Origin of the sequence: Faecalibacterium sp. I3-3-33, assembly GCF_023347295.1 — a bacterium.
In the GTDB taxonomy this organism is placed as follows: domain Bacteria; phylum Bacillota; class Clostridia; order Oscillospirales; family Ruminococcaceae; genus Faecalibacterium.
The window spans coordinates 451,280-464,790 of record NZ_CP094469.1 but is presented as its reverse complement, the minus strand read 5'-3'; the positions used below and the strand labels follow the sequence as shown (position 1 = coordinate 464,790).

At 52.2% G+C, this 13,511-nt stretch carries 16 protein-coding genes, 1 tRNA gene and 1 pseudogene; 10 read left to right on the top strand and 8 right to left on the bottom strand.

Annotation, left to right across the window (positions count from 1 at the left end):
- Positions 1–82 precede the first annotated feature (82 nt).
- The 3 genes and pseudogenes from MTP39_RS02210 to MTP39_RS02200 all read right to left on the bottom strand — a co-directional run bounded on the left by MTP39_RS02210 (position 83) and on the right by MTP39_RS02200 (position 2,262).
- A complete protein-coding gene (locus MTP39_RS02210; protein WP_249241261.1) occupies positions 83–1,411 on the bottom strand; it encodes a relaxase/mobilization nuclease domain-containing protein in 1,329 nt (442 codons plus the stop codon).
- Positions 1,372–1,702: pseudogene (locus MTP39_RS02205) on the bottom strand (plasmid mobilization protein). Before MTP39_RS02205 ends, MTP39_RS02210 begins: the two are co-directional and overlap by 40 nt.
- A 203-nt stretch (positions 1,703–1,905) precedes the next feature.
- Complete coding sequence (locus tag MTP39_RS02200) at positions 1,906–2,262, bottom strand: helix-turn-helix transcriptional regulator (RefSeq protein WP_097769871.1); 357 nt, start codon at positions 2,260–2,262, stop codon at positions 1,906–1,908.
- Between the two features lie 397 nt (positions 2,263–2,659).
- Here MTP39_RS02200 and MTP39_RS02195 point away from each other — a divergent pair, with 397 nt between their 5' ends.
- The 6 genes from MTP39_RS02195 (at position 2,660) to MTP39_RS02170 (ending at position 7,423) form a co-directional block, all read left to right on the top strand.
- Complete coding sequence (locus MTP39_RS02195; protein ID WP_003431289.1) at positions 2,660–2,845, top strand: cysteine-rich KTR domain-containing protein; 186 nt, start codon at positions 2,660–2,662, stop codon at positions 2,843–2,845.
- A 17-nt stretch (positions 2,846–2,862) separates the two neighbouring features.
- The gene (gene rlmN, locus MTP39_RS02190) at positions 2,863–3,846 is read left to right on the top strand and encodes a 23S rRNA (adenine(2503)-C(2))-methyltransferase RlmN (RefSeq protein ID WP_002584956.1); all 984 of its coding nucleotides are present in this window, start codon (positions 2,863–2,865) and stop codon (positions 3,844–3,846) included.
- A gap of 473 nt (positions 3,847–4,319) precedes the next feature.
- Positions 4,320–4,757 carry a sigma-70 family RNA polymerase sigma factor gene (locus tag MTP39_RS02185; protein WP_002604474.1) on the top strand — a complete coding sequence of 146 codons (438 nt, stop codon included), beginning with the start codon at positions 4,320–4,322 and terminating at the stop codon, positions 4,755–4,757.
- Positions 4,741–4,983, top strand: a complete 243-nt coding sequence (locus MTP39_RS02180; protein ID WP_002604473.1) for a helix-turn-helix domain-containing protein — start codon at positions 4,741–4,743, stop codon at positions 4,981–4,983. The genes MTP39_RS02185 and MTP39_RS02180 overlap by 17 nt, the downstream gene beginning before the upstream one ends.
- Positions 4,984–5,435: 452 nt before the next feature.
- The gene (locus MTP39_RS02175) at positions 5,436–5,615 is read left to right on the top strand and encodes a hypothetical protein (RefSeq protein ID WP_005927535.1); all 180 of its coding nucleotides are present in this window, start codon (positions 5,436–5,438) and stop codon (positions 5,613–5,615) included.
- Positions 5,616–5,713: 98 nt separating this feature from the next.
- On the top strand, positions 5,714–7,423 hold the full coding sequence (locus MTP39_RS02170; RefSeq protein ID WP_249241260.1) for a recombinase family protein: 1,710 nt from the start codon (positions 5,714–5,716) through the stop codon (positions 7,421–7,423).
- Positions 7,424–7,479: 56 nt separating this feature from the next.
- Here MTP39_RS02170 and MTP39_RS02165 read toward each other — a convergent pair.
- Positions 7,480–7,566: transfer RNA gene (locus MTP39_RS02165), tRNA-Leu, on the bottom strand.
- A 462-nt stretch (positions 7,567–8,028) separates the two neighbouring features.
- Between MTP39_RS02165 and MTP39_RS02160 the strand changes: the two genes are divergently transcribed.
- Together MTP39_RS02160 and MTP39_RS02155 are read left to right on the top strand one after the other, a co-directional pair.
- Positions 8,029–8,406 (top strand): DUF3592 domain-containing protein, encoded by a 378-nt coding sequence (locus MTP39_RS02160; protein ID WP_249241259.1) that lies wholly within the window; start codon positions 8,029–8,031, stop codon positions 8,404–8,406.
- A 16-nt stretch (positions 8,407–8,422) separates the two neighbouring features.
- Positions 8,423–9,376, top strand: coding sequence for an FKBP-type peptidylprolyl isomerase (locus MTP39_RS02155; protein ID WP_249241258.1), 954 nt, complete (start codon positions 8,423–8,425; stop codon positions 9,374–9,376).
- A 113-nt stretch (positions 9,377–9,489) separates the two neighbouring features.
- Here the strand turns inward: MTP39_RS02155 and MTP39_RS02150 are convergent, their stop codons facing one another.
- From MTP39_RS02150 to MTP39_RS02140, 3 genes are all read right to left on the bottom strand, one after another.
- Positions 9,490–10,092, bottom strand: coding sequence for a TVP38/TMEM64 family protein (locus MTP39_RS02150; protein ID WP_249241257.1), 603 nt, complete (start codon positions 10,090–10,092; stop codon positions 9,490–9,492).
- A gap of 170 nt (positions 10,093–10,262) precedes the next feature.
- The gene (locus MTP39_RS02145) at positions 10,263–11,255 is read right to left on the bottom strand and encodes a 3'-5' exonuclease (RefSeq protein WP_249241256.1); all 993 of its coding nucleotides are present in this window, start codon (positions 11,253–11,255) and stop codon (positions 10,263–10,265) included.
- 7 nt (positions 11,256–11,262) lie between these two features.
- Entirely contained in the window at positions 11,263–12,084 is an 822-nt protein-coding gene (locus MTP39_RS02140) for a Cof-type HAD-IIB family hydrolase (protein WP_005922828.1), read from the bottom strand.
- A gap of 57 nt (positions 12,085–12,141) precedes the next feature.
- Here MTP39_RS02140 and MTP39_RS02135 point away from each other — a divergent pair, with 57 nt between their 5' ends.
- Both MTP39_RS02135 and MTP39_RS02130 read left to right on the top strand, forming a co-directional pair.
- Positions 12,142–12,309, top strand: coding sequence for a hypothetical protein (locus tag MTP39_RS02135; protein WP_249241255.1), 168 nt, complete (start codon positions 12,142–12,144; stop codon positions 12,307–12,309).
- Between the two features lie 316 nt (positions 12,310–12,625).
- Positions 12,626–12,769, top strand: a complete 144-nt coding sequence (locus MTP39_RS02130) for a hypothetical protein (protein WP_179859742.1) — start codon at positions 12,626–12,628, stop codon at positions 12,767–12,769.
- Between the two features lie 147 nt (positions 12,770–12,916).
- Here the strand turns inward: MTP39_RS02130 and mscL are convergent, their stop codons facing one another.
- Positions 12,917–13,366, bottom strand: coding sequence for a large conductance mechanosensitive channel protein MscL (gene mscL, locus MTP39_RS02125; RefSeq protein ID WP_249241254.1), 450 nt, complete (start codon positions 13,364–13,366; stop codon positions 12,917–12,919).
- Positions 13,367–13,511: the final 145 nt, after the last annotated feature.

Sequence of the window (13,511 nt, the reverse complement as noted above, 5' to 3'; positions counted from 1 at the left end):
CTATTTTACATGATTTCGGGTGGAAACGCCACCCGGTCTAAGCGTTTTGGATTCAAAAATCCGAACAATATTTTGTGCAGATTTACCGTTCCTGCATCTGCTCCTTTCCCGGTGCTGTCAGCAGAATGCCGTCCACATTCTGCTTTATGATGCCATACTCCTGCATCTGACGTTTGGCATCATTGTACTGCCGCTGCATCTGGTCTTTCTGCTCGGCCAGCTGCTTATACTCGGCTTTCAGCGCATAGAGGTCGGGCAGCTTTTGGAAGCCCTGCTCTTTCAGGGTCTTAGCTGCGGCCTCATAGAGAATCAGGGTGCCTTCATGCTTGCGCCGGAACTGCTTTTTATCAGCAGCCCGCTGATATTCCTGCACCAGTGGGCGCAGCTCCTTACAGGTGGTGACATCCTTTATCAGCACGGCCATTTCTGCAAGCCGGCGTTCGGCCGCTTTCAGCACGGCGGCAGCTTCGGTGCTGGCGGCGGTGATCTCGGCCACCCGGCTTTCCAAATCCGGGTAGCTTTCGATTTCATGCTCAGTCAGGAAGTTCAGCGTCCGGGCAGCCTGTTTCAAGTTGTGGAGCTTTGCCCACTTCTCGTACCCTGCGGACTGTTGGACCTTGATGCTGTTCTCCAAATCAATCCGCAGAGAAATTTTGCGGTTTTCTTTGGGCTTCCGCTCCACGAACCGCCCTTTGATGCGCTGGGTGATGGCTTCTTCGGTGTAGGCTTCGCCCAGCGTTTTGCAGCGGGTGAACCGTTCCTGTCCGGGCGCGCGGAACGAAACATACTTGCCACGCTTGACCTCGTAGCCTTGCTCCTGCAGGAGCCGCAGAAAATCGTCAAAATCCTTGGCCTGCGGGATGGCTGCATCTATGGCGGCTTTCAGTTTTGCCTTCCAGCTCATGCCCTTGCGGTGTGCGTCCCACTCGGCATAGCTTTTACCCCGGTCTTGACCGGGGACCAACACAGACAGGCCATGTTCCTTGCACAGCCGGTCGCTGGTGCGCCGGATGTAGGCATAGCTCCGCCGGTTGGAAACATATTTGCGCTGATTCACCATGTCCACAGCGCAAAAGATGATGTGGTTGTGGACGTGCCCTTTGTCAATGTGCGTGGTTAGCACATAGGGGTATTTGCCTTGCAGTACTTCATCTGCAAGCTGCCGGCCAATCTCGTGGGCCTGCTCCGGCGTGGTTTCGCCCGGCGCAAAAGACTGTATCAGGTGGTGGGCCAGATTGTTGCCTTTCTGCATGGCTTGTGATAGCAGCAGTTCAAATTCGATGTCGGCGGTTTCGTAGGAGCAGGCAAAGGAGGACACCAGTATTTTTTCATCCGTCTTGACCGGATTCTCGATGTAGTCCAGTGCCTTTTTCAGCGTTGACTTGATAGGATGTATCTTTGTAATTGCCATATCTGCGCCAATGCTCCCTTAATGTCCGCAACGTCTTGTGTGTACAGCGGCCCCATGCTGTTCAGCCGCCGTGCGATCTGATTGACGTTTGACACCAATCTTTTGCAGTTCGGCGGTCTGCGCCCGGATGTCGGTGGTGTCGATGTGGACAACATAACCATCTATCAGCATCTTCCGGGCGTAGGCAGAAAAATTCCGTGTGTGCAGCAGAGCCATCTTCTGCCGGATAAGTTCCTGTTCCTCCGGCGTCACGGGAACACGCAGAACAATTTTTCGGGTTCGGTTCGTCATAGTTTCACCTCGTTTCTTGGGGGTCTGGGGTACTCCCCAGCAAGCATTTCTGCCGGGAGTGGCTACACTCCCTATGCTTGCTATCTACTCCATACCCCCACCGAAAGGCGGTATTTTGTTGCGCGTTCCTTTAATTTTGGACGCAAAAAAAGATTGCAGCCGCCATGCGCTCGCTGCAATCTCCTGTTTCCCATATTGTGAGGTTAGTCCTCTGCTTTTTCGACTTTCGTTATCTCCCTTGCTGTTGCGGTTACAATCCGTATGCCTTTATCGCTCATACCGTCCAGCAGCGCGTCAAGCTGCCGCCGCCCGGTGGATTTCTCCGCATTGCTGTTCGGGAAGAAAAATTGATCTACCGAAATATGATACCGGGTTACAAGGTCATAGAATACCTGTAAACTCGGCTGTTGTCCCTTGTTCTCGATATTCGCAAGGTAGCGCGGGGAAATATATAACTCGTCGCTTACCTTTTTGCGGCTCTCGCCGTATTCATTTCTCGCGGCTTTTATAGCTGCCCCGAAAGCCTTAAAGTCGTACAATGGTACGGGTCTTTTTGCCATTTTCATTCACCCTGTTACATTTTACAGTTCACCTTTTTTTTGGATATGTCCACACAATTCATATCATTAGGTTAAATACTTCCTGTTGTGTATTGACAGTAGACTGATTTTCTGATAAAATAAAATTTATGTAAAAGGAGGCGGCGTTTATGTTGCATAGCATGCGTATTAGATAAGCATTGAAAAAAAGGATTTTCCCATTTTCAACATGGGCTTTTTTGTCATGCTTATTTTGCGGATGCAATACAAAAAACTAACGACGTATAGATATAGTATAGACATAGTGCAAGCTATGCCTTAGTTTTGTTGTACTGCTCTGTGCATTATAAATGCAGGTCAATGCTCATGTTGAGGATTGACCTGCATTTTTTTGTGTAAAAAGGACGAGTGAAATATAATGCTTAAAAAATATTGGATAAAATGTCCGATTTGTAACGGAAAGACGAGAGTTCAAGTATTTCATAATACTGTATTAAAAGATTTTCCTCTTTTCTGCCCTAAATGCAAATTGACGCATATCATTGATGTAGAAAAATTAGAGATTGTAATCAAAAATACAGAAAAACAAACTTTTATTATTTAGAAGAAAGGATATAAAAAATGAAACGTTTACCTAAATATACGCCTGCGGAAGTACGGAATGATCCATACGGATTTACTTACAAAGAAATGTCGGAAGTTATTGGCGAGAATGAAGCAAAAGCCTTATATGAAGAATTATATAAGCAATTACCACGCAAAAAAAATCTATCAATGTTGGTAAAAAATATTTGCAAAAGCAGTGATACTGAAAAGTATGTTTACGAACTGAAAGACAACAAATACATTGAAACGGTTTTTATCAAGCGGCGAGATGGTGGAACTGTTTGCGTGAGCACACAAGTCGGTTGTCCTGTTGGTTGTATTTTTTGTGAGTCCGGGCGAAATGGCTTTGTTCGTAATCTAACATCGTCAGAAATCGTACAACAGATTATATTGTTGCGTCGAAAAGTAAACCGTATCGTTTTTATGGGTATGGGAGAGCCTTTATTCAATTATGACAACTTGATAAAAGCAATCCATATTCTCCGAGATAGATATGGGCTCAACTTTCCAACCGACGGCATTACCATATCAACAGTTGGTCCGGTCGATCAATTAAAAAAATTGCGCGAGGAACATCTTAAAATTCAGTTGACAATATCTTTACACGCAGCAACACAATCTGCAAGAAATCGTATTATTCCTCACATGCGCATATATGCTATTGAAGATGTTGTTAAGCAAGCCTTATCCTATTCTGAAAGGCATAATCGCAAAATTGTCTTTGCGTATTTGCTTTTACCGGGTATAAATGACCGGCCCTCAGATGTAAGACAACTTGCAAAATGGTTTCGGGGCAAAAAAGTTATGATTAACGTGTTACAATACAACCCAACAAGCAATTCAAGAATTAAAGCACCACAGAAACGGGAAATAGTTGCATTCAAACATCAATTAGAGCAAGCAGGACTTGAAGTTACTATGAGAGTTTCTCATGGCAGAGAGATTAACGCGGCTTGTGGACAGTTAGCTAACACATATAATAAATTCAAAAAAAAATGATTAAAAGTGCCAGACGCATAGACGCAGAGCCGATAACGCATTAGGTCAAAAAACCTATGTGTTATCGGCTTTTTTATTTAATATTGCGCAAAAGCCGCTGTTCCCTATTATAGAATGGATTGCGGGTAGTGTATTAAAGTCGCCCTTTTTTAAGGATACGGCGGTATCGGGGAGGTATCGCCGTGTCCATTTTTATTTACTGTAACCCGCCTAATGCTTTGCGGTCAAAAAAAGCTATGCTCCGCAAGCGGGATATTCCGGCTATGAATGTGAACTGTCAATACATTTAGCTACTGCTTACATTTCCTTTGCGCCCGTCCGCGTCTTGCGGACGGGCGCATTTTGCTTTTTTCAACTTTTTTCTGAAAAGCGCACTCAAGAGCCATCTCCCGAACGGGTACGGAGCGAAAGGGGCAGAGAGGACAAGCCCTTAACTCCCGTCCTCTACTCCACGCGGGAAGGAGGTGAACTCTATGGAGCTATCTTCTTCCGACAAGGAAAGAATACAACATCAGTACGACGCATTAGCAAAGAAAACTTTGGTCGGCGAAGCGAAAAGCCACCGCCGCACTCTTGCGAAACGCGCAGCACGCGAAGTTACTTTTTCGGATTTGAGCGAAAGCGAACTCGCGCAGCTTTTCACAACGGACGAATACGAAAGCGATTATTTCCGTTTTCAAGTGTCCGGCTTTGATGTACTCGTCAAAAATGAACTGCTTGCCGAAGCCCTTAACGCTTTGCCCGAAAGGAAACGCGACATTATCCTTTTGTCCTACTTCTTGGATATGAGCGACGCGGAAATTGGCGAACTGCTGAATGTTGTACGCACGACGGTTTTCCGGCACAGGAAATCCGCGCTTGCGAAAATCAAACAGTATTTGGAGGGAAAAGCAGATGATGAATACCGTTAGGAAGTCTGAAAATCTGTTGCCGTTCCCTGTCATTTCCGCAGCGGCAAACGGCGACACAACCGCCATGTGCGCGATCTTGAAGCACTACGAGGGTTACATAGCGAAACTTTGTACCCGCACGCTGAAAGACGACGCGGGCAATACCTATTCCTATGTGGACGAGGAAATGCGTAACAGGCTGCAAGTGCGCCTTATTACCCGCACCCTTGCTTTTCATGTAGGATAATCTTTTAGCCCATGCGGGGAGCGTGTCCCCTTTCCACGCTTCCCGTTATGGGCTATTTGTCGTTCCGTAAAAGCATATCGGAAACGGTATGCTTTTACAGGCTGACAAAGCCTTATTGTTCCTTGATAAAGAAAGCCCGCAAGATAACGGCGGTGCATCATAGGGCAAACGGATACGTTGCTGTCTGTATCGAGCCGGACGGCGGGTGCGCCATGATGCTTTTCTCTGAAAAGTGGAGCGATCATCACCATGCCGCAATGCAAGCGCGGCTGCTTGTGGGCCATGACATACAGGCAGGCTGATACTCCCTTACCGTCAAAGTCCGAGCGTTCAGAGCGTCGCAGGCAATGAGTAGGGCTGCATGAGGAATGCAGGGGTGAGATTCCCGTGGGCTGCTGCCAGCAGCCGTCCGTTGGCTCATTTTTTGATTTTTAAGAAAGGGGATTTTTACGATGCAAGCGAAAAAGACAAACCCTGAAAAAACAAAAAATCCAGAGATGCTTACTCTGGATTCGACTTATCGTATTGGCAATCGCTCCTTTATCGTTGAGCCGGTGTTCAAAGAAGAAAGTTCCCAGACCTTAGGAGAAGTTCTTCTTCGGCTGATGAAATCCGAAAGCGAAAAATTATAATGACCTTTCGGGAGGCAGCGGACAGAGAAAGCAGATTGTGTTATAATATAGGTGTACAAGTGAATTTGCTATTCGACTGTCCCAAGAAAGGAGCGAGTATGAAACAGTCGAGTAACAAGAAATCCCGTGAAGCAACCGCTTTTCTCTATGAGCGTCTTTCCCGTGATGATAATTTGGAGGGCGAGAGTTACAGCATCGTCAACCAAAAGAAACTGCTCACCAAAGTTGCAAAGGAAAAAGGCTATACCAATCTGGTTCACTTTCTGGATGATGGCATTTCCGGCGTGACCATGAACCGTCCCGGTTTCGTTGAAATGATGCAGCAACTTGAACAAGGAAAAGCCTCTGCTGTGTTCGTCAAAGACCTTTCCCGTCTGGGCCGAAACTATATTGAGGTCGGACGGCTGACAGAAGAATTTTTCCCGGACCATGACATCCGACTTGTTGCCGTTTCGGACAACATCGACACGGCCGAGGGAGAAAATGAACTGGCACCCATCCGAAACCTGTTCAATGAGTGGTATGCCCGCGACATCAGCAAGAAACGCCGTATCAGTAATAAAATCAAAGGCAACTCCGGCGAACCGATGGGACTTCCTCCCTATGGGTATATCAAGGACCCGAACAATCCCAAGCATTGGGTCATTGATGAAGAAGCTGCACAAGTTGTCCGGCGCATTTTTGATATGACGTTGGAGGGCTTTGGCACGGAACAGATTGCCACCCAGTTTGAAAAGGAAGGCATCCTGACGCCGCAGGCCTACTGGATTCAGAAAGGCATCGGCCGTCCCGGAAGGAGCAAGATACGGCCCGCTACCAAGTGGAATGGCTCCACGATTACCCATCTTCTGTATCAGCAGGAGTATTGCGGGGATATTCTGAACTTCAAAACCTACTCCAAGTCCTACAAGAACAAAAAGCGGATTCATAACGACCCGGAAAATTGGGTTGTGTTCCAAAATATTCACGAGCCAATTATTGAACGTGCCGTGTTTGAGCAGGTACAGCAGAAGCGCGGAAAAATGCGCAAACGCCGTACCAACAACGGAGAACACAATATGTTCTCTGGCTTGCTTGTCTGCGCAGACTGCGGCTGCAATCTGCATTTTCACTTCAATCAGGGCAACCCGGAAATCAAGTATTTCAACTGCTCCAACTACAAGGGCAACCGTGGCACCTGCCAATCCACCCACTACATCCGGGTAGACTTTCTGGAAGAAGTGGTGTTGGGGGAGATTCGGCGGCTGACCAAGTTTGCCAGCCTCTATGAGGACGACTTCCTGAAAGCTGTTATTGGGCACTCCCAGCAAGCGGACGAAACCGACCGCAAGCTGAAAGAGAAAGAGTTGAAAGCACTCCTTGCCCGTGATGAAGAACTGGACGGCCTCTTTGAGCGCATCTATGAGGACAATGTTTCCGGCAAGATCTCTGATGAACGCTTTTCCAGAATGTCCCGGAGATATGAGGACGAGCAAAAGGAGCTGACCGAGAAAATCAAACAGCTCCGCTCCGAAATCGAAAAGCAGAGCAGCCGAACTATGACAACGGATATGTTTATCAGTCTGGTTCGCAAGTACACCAGAGCAAAAAAGCTGACACCCCGGATGCTGAATGAACTGGTGGAAAAAATCGAAGTGTTCAATGCAGAAAAGGTCAACGGTGTATGGGAGCAGCGGCTCCGCATTCACTACAACTGCGTGGGCACCATCGAGATTCCAAGCGCACTTCCTTTGCCGACACCCGATGTGTCGGTAAATACAAGAAAAGGCGTAGTTGTGAACTACGCCCCCTGTGATGTCGCTATTTAGCAAATAAAAAATGACGAATGTTCTTTGACAGCTAAATGCTGTAAGAACATTCGTCATGGTGCGGATAAGAGGACTTGAACCTCCACCGAGTTGCCCCGATTAGAACCTGAATCTAACGCGTCTGCCAATTCCGCCATATCCGCATATTCTGTTGTGTTCCTGCACCGCAGCGCCGGGAACGATAGTTATTATACCAGATACAAGAGAAATGTCAAGGCTTAATTTCAAAATTATTCGACAAATTTTTGCAGCAAAGTTGGTGCACTCTGGATAGCGACTGTGGGGCGCTTTTTAGGGCAGATTATGGTACAATAAACGATAGGCAACACCGCACGATTCCCGCCTGACGGCTTAAGCACCGTTCCGGCGGATCTCCGCGCCAAGAGCCGCCGCAAGCGGCGGTTGCGCTCCGAAGCGCCTCGCTGCGGCTCGGTGTGCGGCACGGTATCTGCGCTGCCAAAATGCTCGATCATACACAAAGTATTATCTGCGCTTTTGGCTTAGCATCTGCCGCACCTCGCGCGCCGTATCGGCACTTAGAATTATGTGGTATTGTCTATACGTCCGGGCACCGCCCGGCGATTACGGAAAAACGAGGGAAAACGATGCTGAATGTGATTATTTTTCTGGTGGGCGCACTGATCATGTTTTACATGGCGCTGCGCAGCGTGCGGGCACGGCAGCTGCTGCGCACCAAGGGCGCCTGCGTGCAGGCCACGGTAAGCGGTACGGTGCAGAGCCGGGACGGCGCTGCCTATGTGCTGGAGTTTACCACCGCAGGCGGCAGCCACCGGCTGCAGTACCCCAAGCCCGCCAAGGGCAAGCCCTTTGCCGAGGGCAGCGTGGTCACCCTGTACTACGACCCCGATGCCCCGGAGAAGATGTTCGTGGAGGGCGACAAGTCCGTGCTGGGTGCCGAGCTGCTGTACGTCGGCATCGGCGTGGCGCTGCTGGTGCTGATGGTCGGCATCATGAACCGCTGAGAAGGAGGGACACCGCATGAAACTGGAACATTTCGGCATGGCAGAGCCGGGTGACTGCCGGTTGGTATTCACAGCAGGCGCGGAGGAGCTGGCCGCTGCGCTTGCAAAGGAGCAGGCCGCCCCGGATGCTCCGCAGGACGAGGAAGAACTGCTGACGGCAGCGGTGAACCGCACCATTCTGGAGGGCTTTGACCCTCTTTACCGGCAGCTGGTGCAGGAGCAGAAGCTTGTACCGGTGACCGACCCGGATTTTGAGCTACTGGCGGTCAATAAGGCCGAGGGCTTCCGGGCAGGAGCGCAGTTCTACACCCTGCCACCGCTGGAGCTGGGACGGGATACCGGCTTTGTGCAGGCCATCGAGCCGCACCCGCTGCGCCGGTTGACCATTGAACTGGAGATCAACCGCAACTACGGCGATGAAGAGCGCGCCGCCGATGCCGCAGGCAAGGCCGCGCTGCGCGACCGGGTGACCCGGGAACTCTACGCAAAGCGCTGCGCACAGGCCAAAGACCGTGCCGAGAAGGAGCTGGTCTGGCAGCTGGGCGACGAGGTGACCGGCCCGGTGCCCAAACGGCTGGAAGCGGGCAACTACTTTGCCGAGCAGCGGCAGTTCAATCTGGGCTTGCAGGCCAACGGGGTCAACTTTGACCAGTTCTTAGCCGTGCGCGGACAGACGGTGGAGCAGTTCCGGCAGTGGCTGCACCGGCAGGCAGAGCGCAAGCTGCGCAGCTGGCTGGGGCTTTTGCTGGTGGCAGAGCGGGAGGGCTTGCTGCCCACCGAGGCCGAGGTGAACGCCGCCCTTGCCAACTGGAACGAGAAGCTGGACGGGGAGCGCACCTTCCCGGCGAACGACACCCGCAAGGTGCGTCAGCGCCTTGCCCGGGCAAAGGCTGCGGCCTTTGTGGTGGAGCATTCCACCCTCACCCCGCCGCCGGCAGAACCCCTTGTGCAGGAACCGGAAGCAAAATAATACGACCTACACCATGGCGGGCAGTCTGCGGGCTGTCCGCCATGGCATTTTTTTGCAAAAAAAAAAGACAGCAGAGCGCCCGCAGGTGCTCCGCTGTCCCGGATGTTATTCTTTTATTCCAGATGATGCTTGCGGCAGAATTTTTTGCTTCCCCAGTACATCCCGCCCCACAACAAGACCGAGAGCACAAGGTAGACCGGGTTTTTCAGGGAGCTGACCAGCGACTGCCCAAAGACGGCCATCATGGCTACCATCAAGCCTTTGCCTAAAAGAACGGTGCGCAGGTAGCGCTTTTCGTCAAAGTCCGACATCCCGAAGGCGAAATGCATAAAGGAGGTGGGAGTGAAGGGCAGCAGCGACAGCATGAACAGGGACGAGGTGTCGAAGCGGTTCACCCACTGCTGGGCCTTTTCCAGCTTGGGGGAGCGGCTGGCTACCTTCCAGAAAAAGCGCTTGATGAGCCGCCGCCAGAATAAAAACATGATGGTGCCGCCCAGCGCTACGCCTGCCCAGCTGTACAAAAAGCCCAGCAGGCCGCCGTGCGCGGCCACGTTCAGCGCTACAATGGCGATTAGCGGCAGCGGCGGAAAAAAGGACTCCACCATCGCCAGCAGAATGGGCACAAGGGGGCCAAGCCCCTCAAAGCCCGCCAGCAGCGCTTCCCAGTATTCCAGTGTTCCAAGCTGGTGTATCCAGCCCATCAGTGTGGTTTGCATCCTGTGTCCGATCCCTTTCTGTGCAGCCGGTGCCGGGACGTTCCCGGGCAGGCTGTATCATGCTTAGTATATCCATTCTCTATGACAGAGCCGTGAACAGAGTGTGCATTTTTCGACACGTTCTGTGCTCTGTTATCTATACTACGAAACGGAAGGGGATTTTCCTGCCTTTATTTTTCCGCAGCCTGCTTTTCAGCCTTGGCGCGCATCCGCTCCAGCTGGGCGGTGCGCAGCTTTTCCCAGCGGGCAAGGCTTTCGGCGTCCGGCATCTGGGCGCAGCGGGCAAAGCTCCAGTGCAGGCCGTCCCGGCGGGACAGCTTGTACCGCTGGAACACGCCCTGTCCGGCAGCGTTGCCGCTGCCGGTGCAACTGGGGCACTGACACAGGGTATACCAGCTGTTGCTGCCCTTTTTCAGCCAAATCTCGTCCGGCTGCAGGGTGGTGCCGCACTCCGGGCAGGGCATCTGGCTGATCTTGGGGTCAGCCCGCCATGCGTACTGCTCCACATAGCCGTGGAACACCGTAAAGTCCCGGTAATCGCCGGGGTTCTGGCACAGGCTCTGGCGCAGCGCCTCGTCCTCGGTGGGGTAGGCGGCAAGCCCGGCGCGCAGATCCAGCAGACGGCAGACGTCGGCGGTGTACAGGGTGTCGGAAAGTGCATCGTGGAAGGGGCGCTCCATGGGGATGCCCATGCGGGTAACTACACTTTCCAGCGTCATGCCCTCGCCCTCCTTGCGGGGATGCTCCCGCAGAAAGACCTGCTGCAGATCGTACCAGACGGTGGGTTTGGACTCGTCCAGATTGCACAGGAACAAGTTCTGCTTGAGCACCGGCACATCGTCCAGACCCCACTCGGCAAACTCGGCATCCGGGCCGCACCACTGCATAAAGCGGCGCAGTCCCTGCACGATGGGCTCGCCCTTGTCCAGATCTGCCTGCGTCAGGCCGGTCACCTTGGCGATATGGTGCTGCAATTTGCGGAAGATGCGGGGGCGCAGATGGATGGAAAAGGTATCCAGCACATTGGCATCCTCGTCGATCTTTACAGCGCCGATCTCCACGATCTCGCCCCGCAGGGTCTGCTGCACCCCATGGTAGTTAAAGGTATACGGCTGGTAGCCGATGTTCCATTCCAGATCAAATAAAACCAAGTTACGCGGCATTGCTTTGTTAGTCCTCTCGTAAAATAAACTTCTCCACGGCCTCGGCCACGCCGTCGTGGTTGTTGTCGGCGGTGGTCACATAGTCAGCGCAGTCCTTCACCGGCTGCTCGGCGTTCTGCATGGCGACGCCCACCCCGGCGTAGGCGATCATGGAGCGGTCGTTCAGACCGTCGCCGCAGGCCATCAGGTTCTCGCGGGTCAGCCCCATGCGGCGCAGAAGCTCTGCCAGACTACCGTCCTTGGCTACGCCCAGCGGCACCGCTTCAATAAAGAAGGGGCTGGAGGGGTACAGGTCGGCGCGGCCCGCAAACTGCTGCTGTCCGGCGGCGCACACTGCGTCCCGGCGGGCGGGGTCCAGCGTGATAAGCATCTTGCACACAGGGTAGTTCACATAGGACGCCAGATCGTCCACATGGATCATGGGCAGCTTGGTGGTAAAGCACTCCTTGTTGGCCCACTCGTCCTTGTCTCGCTCGCAGACGATGCCTTCGCGGTTATAGGTCAGGATGGCAATATCCTGCGCGGCGGCAAAGGCGCACAGCTCGGGCACAAGGGCGGGGTCCAGCGTCTTTTCCACCAACGTTTCGCCGGTGCGGCAATCCACGATCTTGCCGCCGTTGTAGGACAGGATGCAGCCGCCCTTTTTGTCCAACCCCAGCTCCTCAGCCAGCGGCTGGATGCCGGCGGTGGGCCGGCCGGACGCCAGCACGATGGTGACGCCTTTTTCAATGGCGGCGTCCAGCGCGGCGCGGGTGCGCGGGGTGACGAGTTTCTGGTCGTTGGTCAGGGTGCCATCCAGATCCAACGCCAGCACTTTGATATCAGACATATTTAAAAGATCCTCTCATTATAGAAGTATATCTCAGCTTGCTCTTTCTATTGTACAATGAAAAGCCCCCTGCTTGCAACCCTTGCGGGGCGGTTCGGTGCAAAAAGTGGCCCTGTGGCGGGCGTTACCGGCAGATTTTACCCGCTTTGCCCGGATTCCGCTTCCACCACCACCTCCATCCACGAGATCTACCACAAGCTGGCTGAGCTGACCAAGGTCCAGTAAGCGTTCCTGATTTTCCGTTTCCCTTCCCACTCCACTTTTCCACAACCAAACCGCAAAATGTGCAAAACCCTCCCTGCCGCAAGCGCAAAGACTGCGCCCGGCAGGGAGGGTTTTGTTGTAATGCGGCGAAAAATGTGTTACAATGGATTTACCGCCGTAAGGCGGTGAAAAGGTGCTGTGTCGAAAACGCAGGCGGCTGCTCTTACCGACAGGAGTTTGTTCCACGGAGACCCATGGAATGAACGGAATGCCGAGGGGCAGGCTTATTTTGAAGTCATCCCCTTACTTGTAGCATTACGAGGAAGGGGGGAGTTGCATGACCTTGTCGGAAGTGATGCTGTTGCTGACTTTGTTGGCGACAGTGGCAGCGTTGATTGTTGATGTAGTAAACACTACATTTGACATCGCGTGGAAGATTTCTCATGACAAATCGAACGATGACAACAAGAAAAGCAAGTAACCGCCTTCTGCTTCCCCAAGCGAACGGTCACTTGCTTTCTTTACTCTTAGGAACAAGCGATCGCCGGTAACGGGTAGCCGTTTGCCGACCAGCGCCTTTTCTACTCCTATTATAGCGCATCTGCGCCAATTGTCAATGCTGAAAGCTTCAGGCCTTCATTTCGGGAAAGCCCTCCAGCTTGGAGGTGCAGTGGGGGCAGCGCACAGCCTTGATAGAGATCTCACTCTGGCAGTAGGGGCACACCTTGGTGGTGGGCTCCTCCGGTGCGGCGGGCTCTTCGGGCTTTCTGTGCAGGGAGTTGACGAACTTGATCACAATGAACAGCACAAAGGCAACGATGAGGAAGTTGATGATGGAGTTGACGAACTCGCCGATCTTGATGCTGGAGCCGCCCAGACCAATGACCACATCGGAAAAATCCGCCTTGAAGAACAGGCCGATCAGCGGGTTGATGATGTCCTCCACCAGCGCGGTGACAATGGCAGTGAAGGCACCGCCGATGACAACGCCCACGGCCATGTCCAGCACGTTGCCGCGCATGGCAAACGCTTTGAATTCTTCAAAGAACTTTTTGATGCCGCTTTTTTTCTCTTCCATAGATAAGCTGCTCCTTCTTTTCCCCTTTTTTACCGCAAGGGGTTCTTTTATTTTTATAATAGCGTATTGCGCGTCGATTTGCAAGAGTAAAGCAGCCCCTTTTAAAGCAGCCCCTTTTATAGAAAATAAAAAGCAGCCTCTGTTG

Excerpts from the sequence above, each read along its gene's own strand:
- MTP39_RS02150 (WP_249241257.1), bottom strand. The coding sequence starts at position 10,092 with ATGCAAACCACACTGATGGGCTGGATACACCAGCTTGGAACACTGGAA.
- MTP39_RS02195 (WP_003431289.1), top strand. The coding sequence starts at position 2,660 with ATGCTTAAAAAATATTGGATAAAATGTCCGATTTGTAACGGAAAGACG.
- MTP39_RS02145 (WP_249241256.1), bottom strand. The coding sequence starts at position 11,255 with ATGCCGCGTAACTTGGTTTTATTTGATCTGGAATGGAACATCGGCTAC.
- mscL (WP_249241254.1), bottom strand. The coding sequence starts at position 13,366 with ATGGAAGAGAAAAAAAGCGGCATCAAAAAGTTCTTTGAAGAATTCAAA.
- MTP39_RS02135 (WP_249241255.1), top strand. The coding sequence starts at position 12,142 with ATGAAAAGCCCCCTGCTTGCAACCCTTGCGGGGCGGTTCGGTGCAAAA.
- MTP39_RS02160 (WP_249241259.1), top strand. The coding sequence starts at position 8,029 with ATGCTGAATGTGATTATTTTTCTGGTGGGCGCACTGATCATGTTTTAC.
- MTP39_RS02170 (WP_249241260.1), top strand. The coding sequence starts at position 5,714 with ATGAAACAGTCGAGTAACAAGAAATCCCGTGAAGCAACCGCTTTTCTC.
- MTP39_RS02155 (WP_249241258.1), top strand. The coding sequence starts at position 8,423 with ATGAAACTGGAACATTTCGGCATGGCAGAGCCGGGTGACTGCCGGTTG.
- MTP39_RS02180 (WP_002604473.1), top strand. The coding sequence starts at position 4,741 with ATGATGAATACCGTTAGGAAGTCTGAAAATCTGTTGCCGTTCCCTGTC.
- MTP39_RS02175 (WP_005927535.1), top strand. The coding sequence starts at position 5,436 with ATGCAAGCGAAAAAGACAAACCCTGAAAAAACAAAAAATCCAGAGATG.
- MTP39_RS02130 (WP_179859742.1), top strand. The coding sequence starts at position 12,626 with ATGACCTTGTCGGAAGTGATGCTGTTGCTGACTTTGTTGGCGACAGTG.
- MTP39_RS02140 (WP_005922828.1), bottom strand. The coding sequence starts at position 12,084 with ATGTCTGATATCAAAGTGCTGGCGTTGGATCTGGATGGCACCCTGACC.
- rlmN (WP_002584956.1), top strand. The coding sequence starts at position 2,863 with ATGAAACGTTTACCTAAATATACGCCTGCGGAAGTACGGAATGATCCA.
- MTP39_RS02210 (WP_249241261.1), bottom strand. The coding sequence starts at position 1,411 with ATGGCAATTACAAAGATACATCCTATCAAGTCAACGCTGAAAAAGGCA.
- MTP39_RS02185 (WP_002604474.1), top strand. The coding sequence starts at position 4,320 with ATGGAGCTATCTTCTTCCGACAAGGAAAGAATACAACATCAGTACGAC.
- MTP39_RS02200 (WP_097769871.1), bottom strand. The coding sequence starts at position 2,262 with ATGGCAAAAAGACCCGTACCATTGTACGACTTTAAGGCTTTCGGGGCA.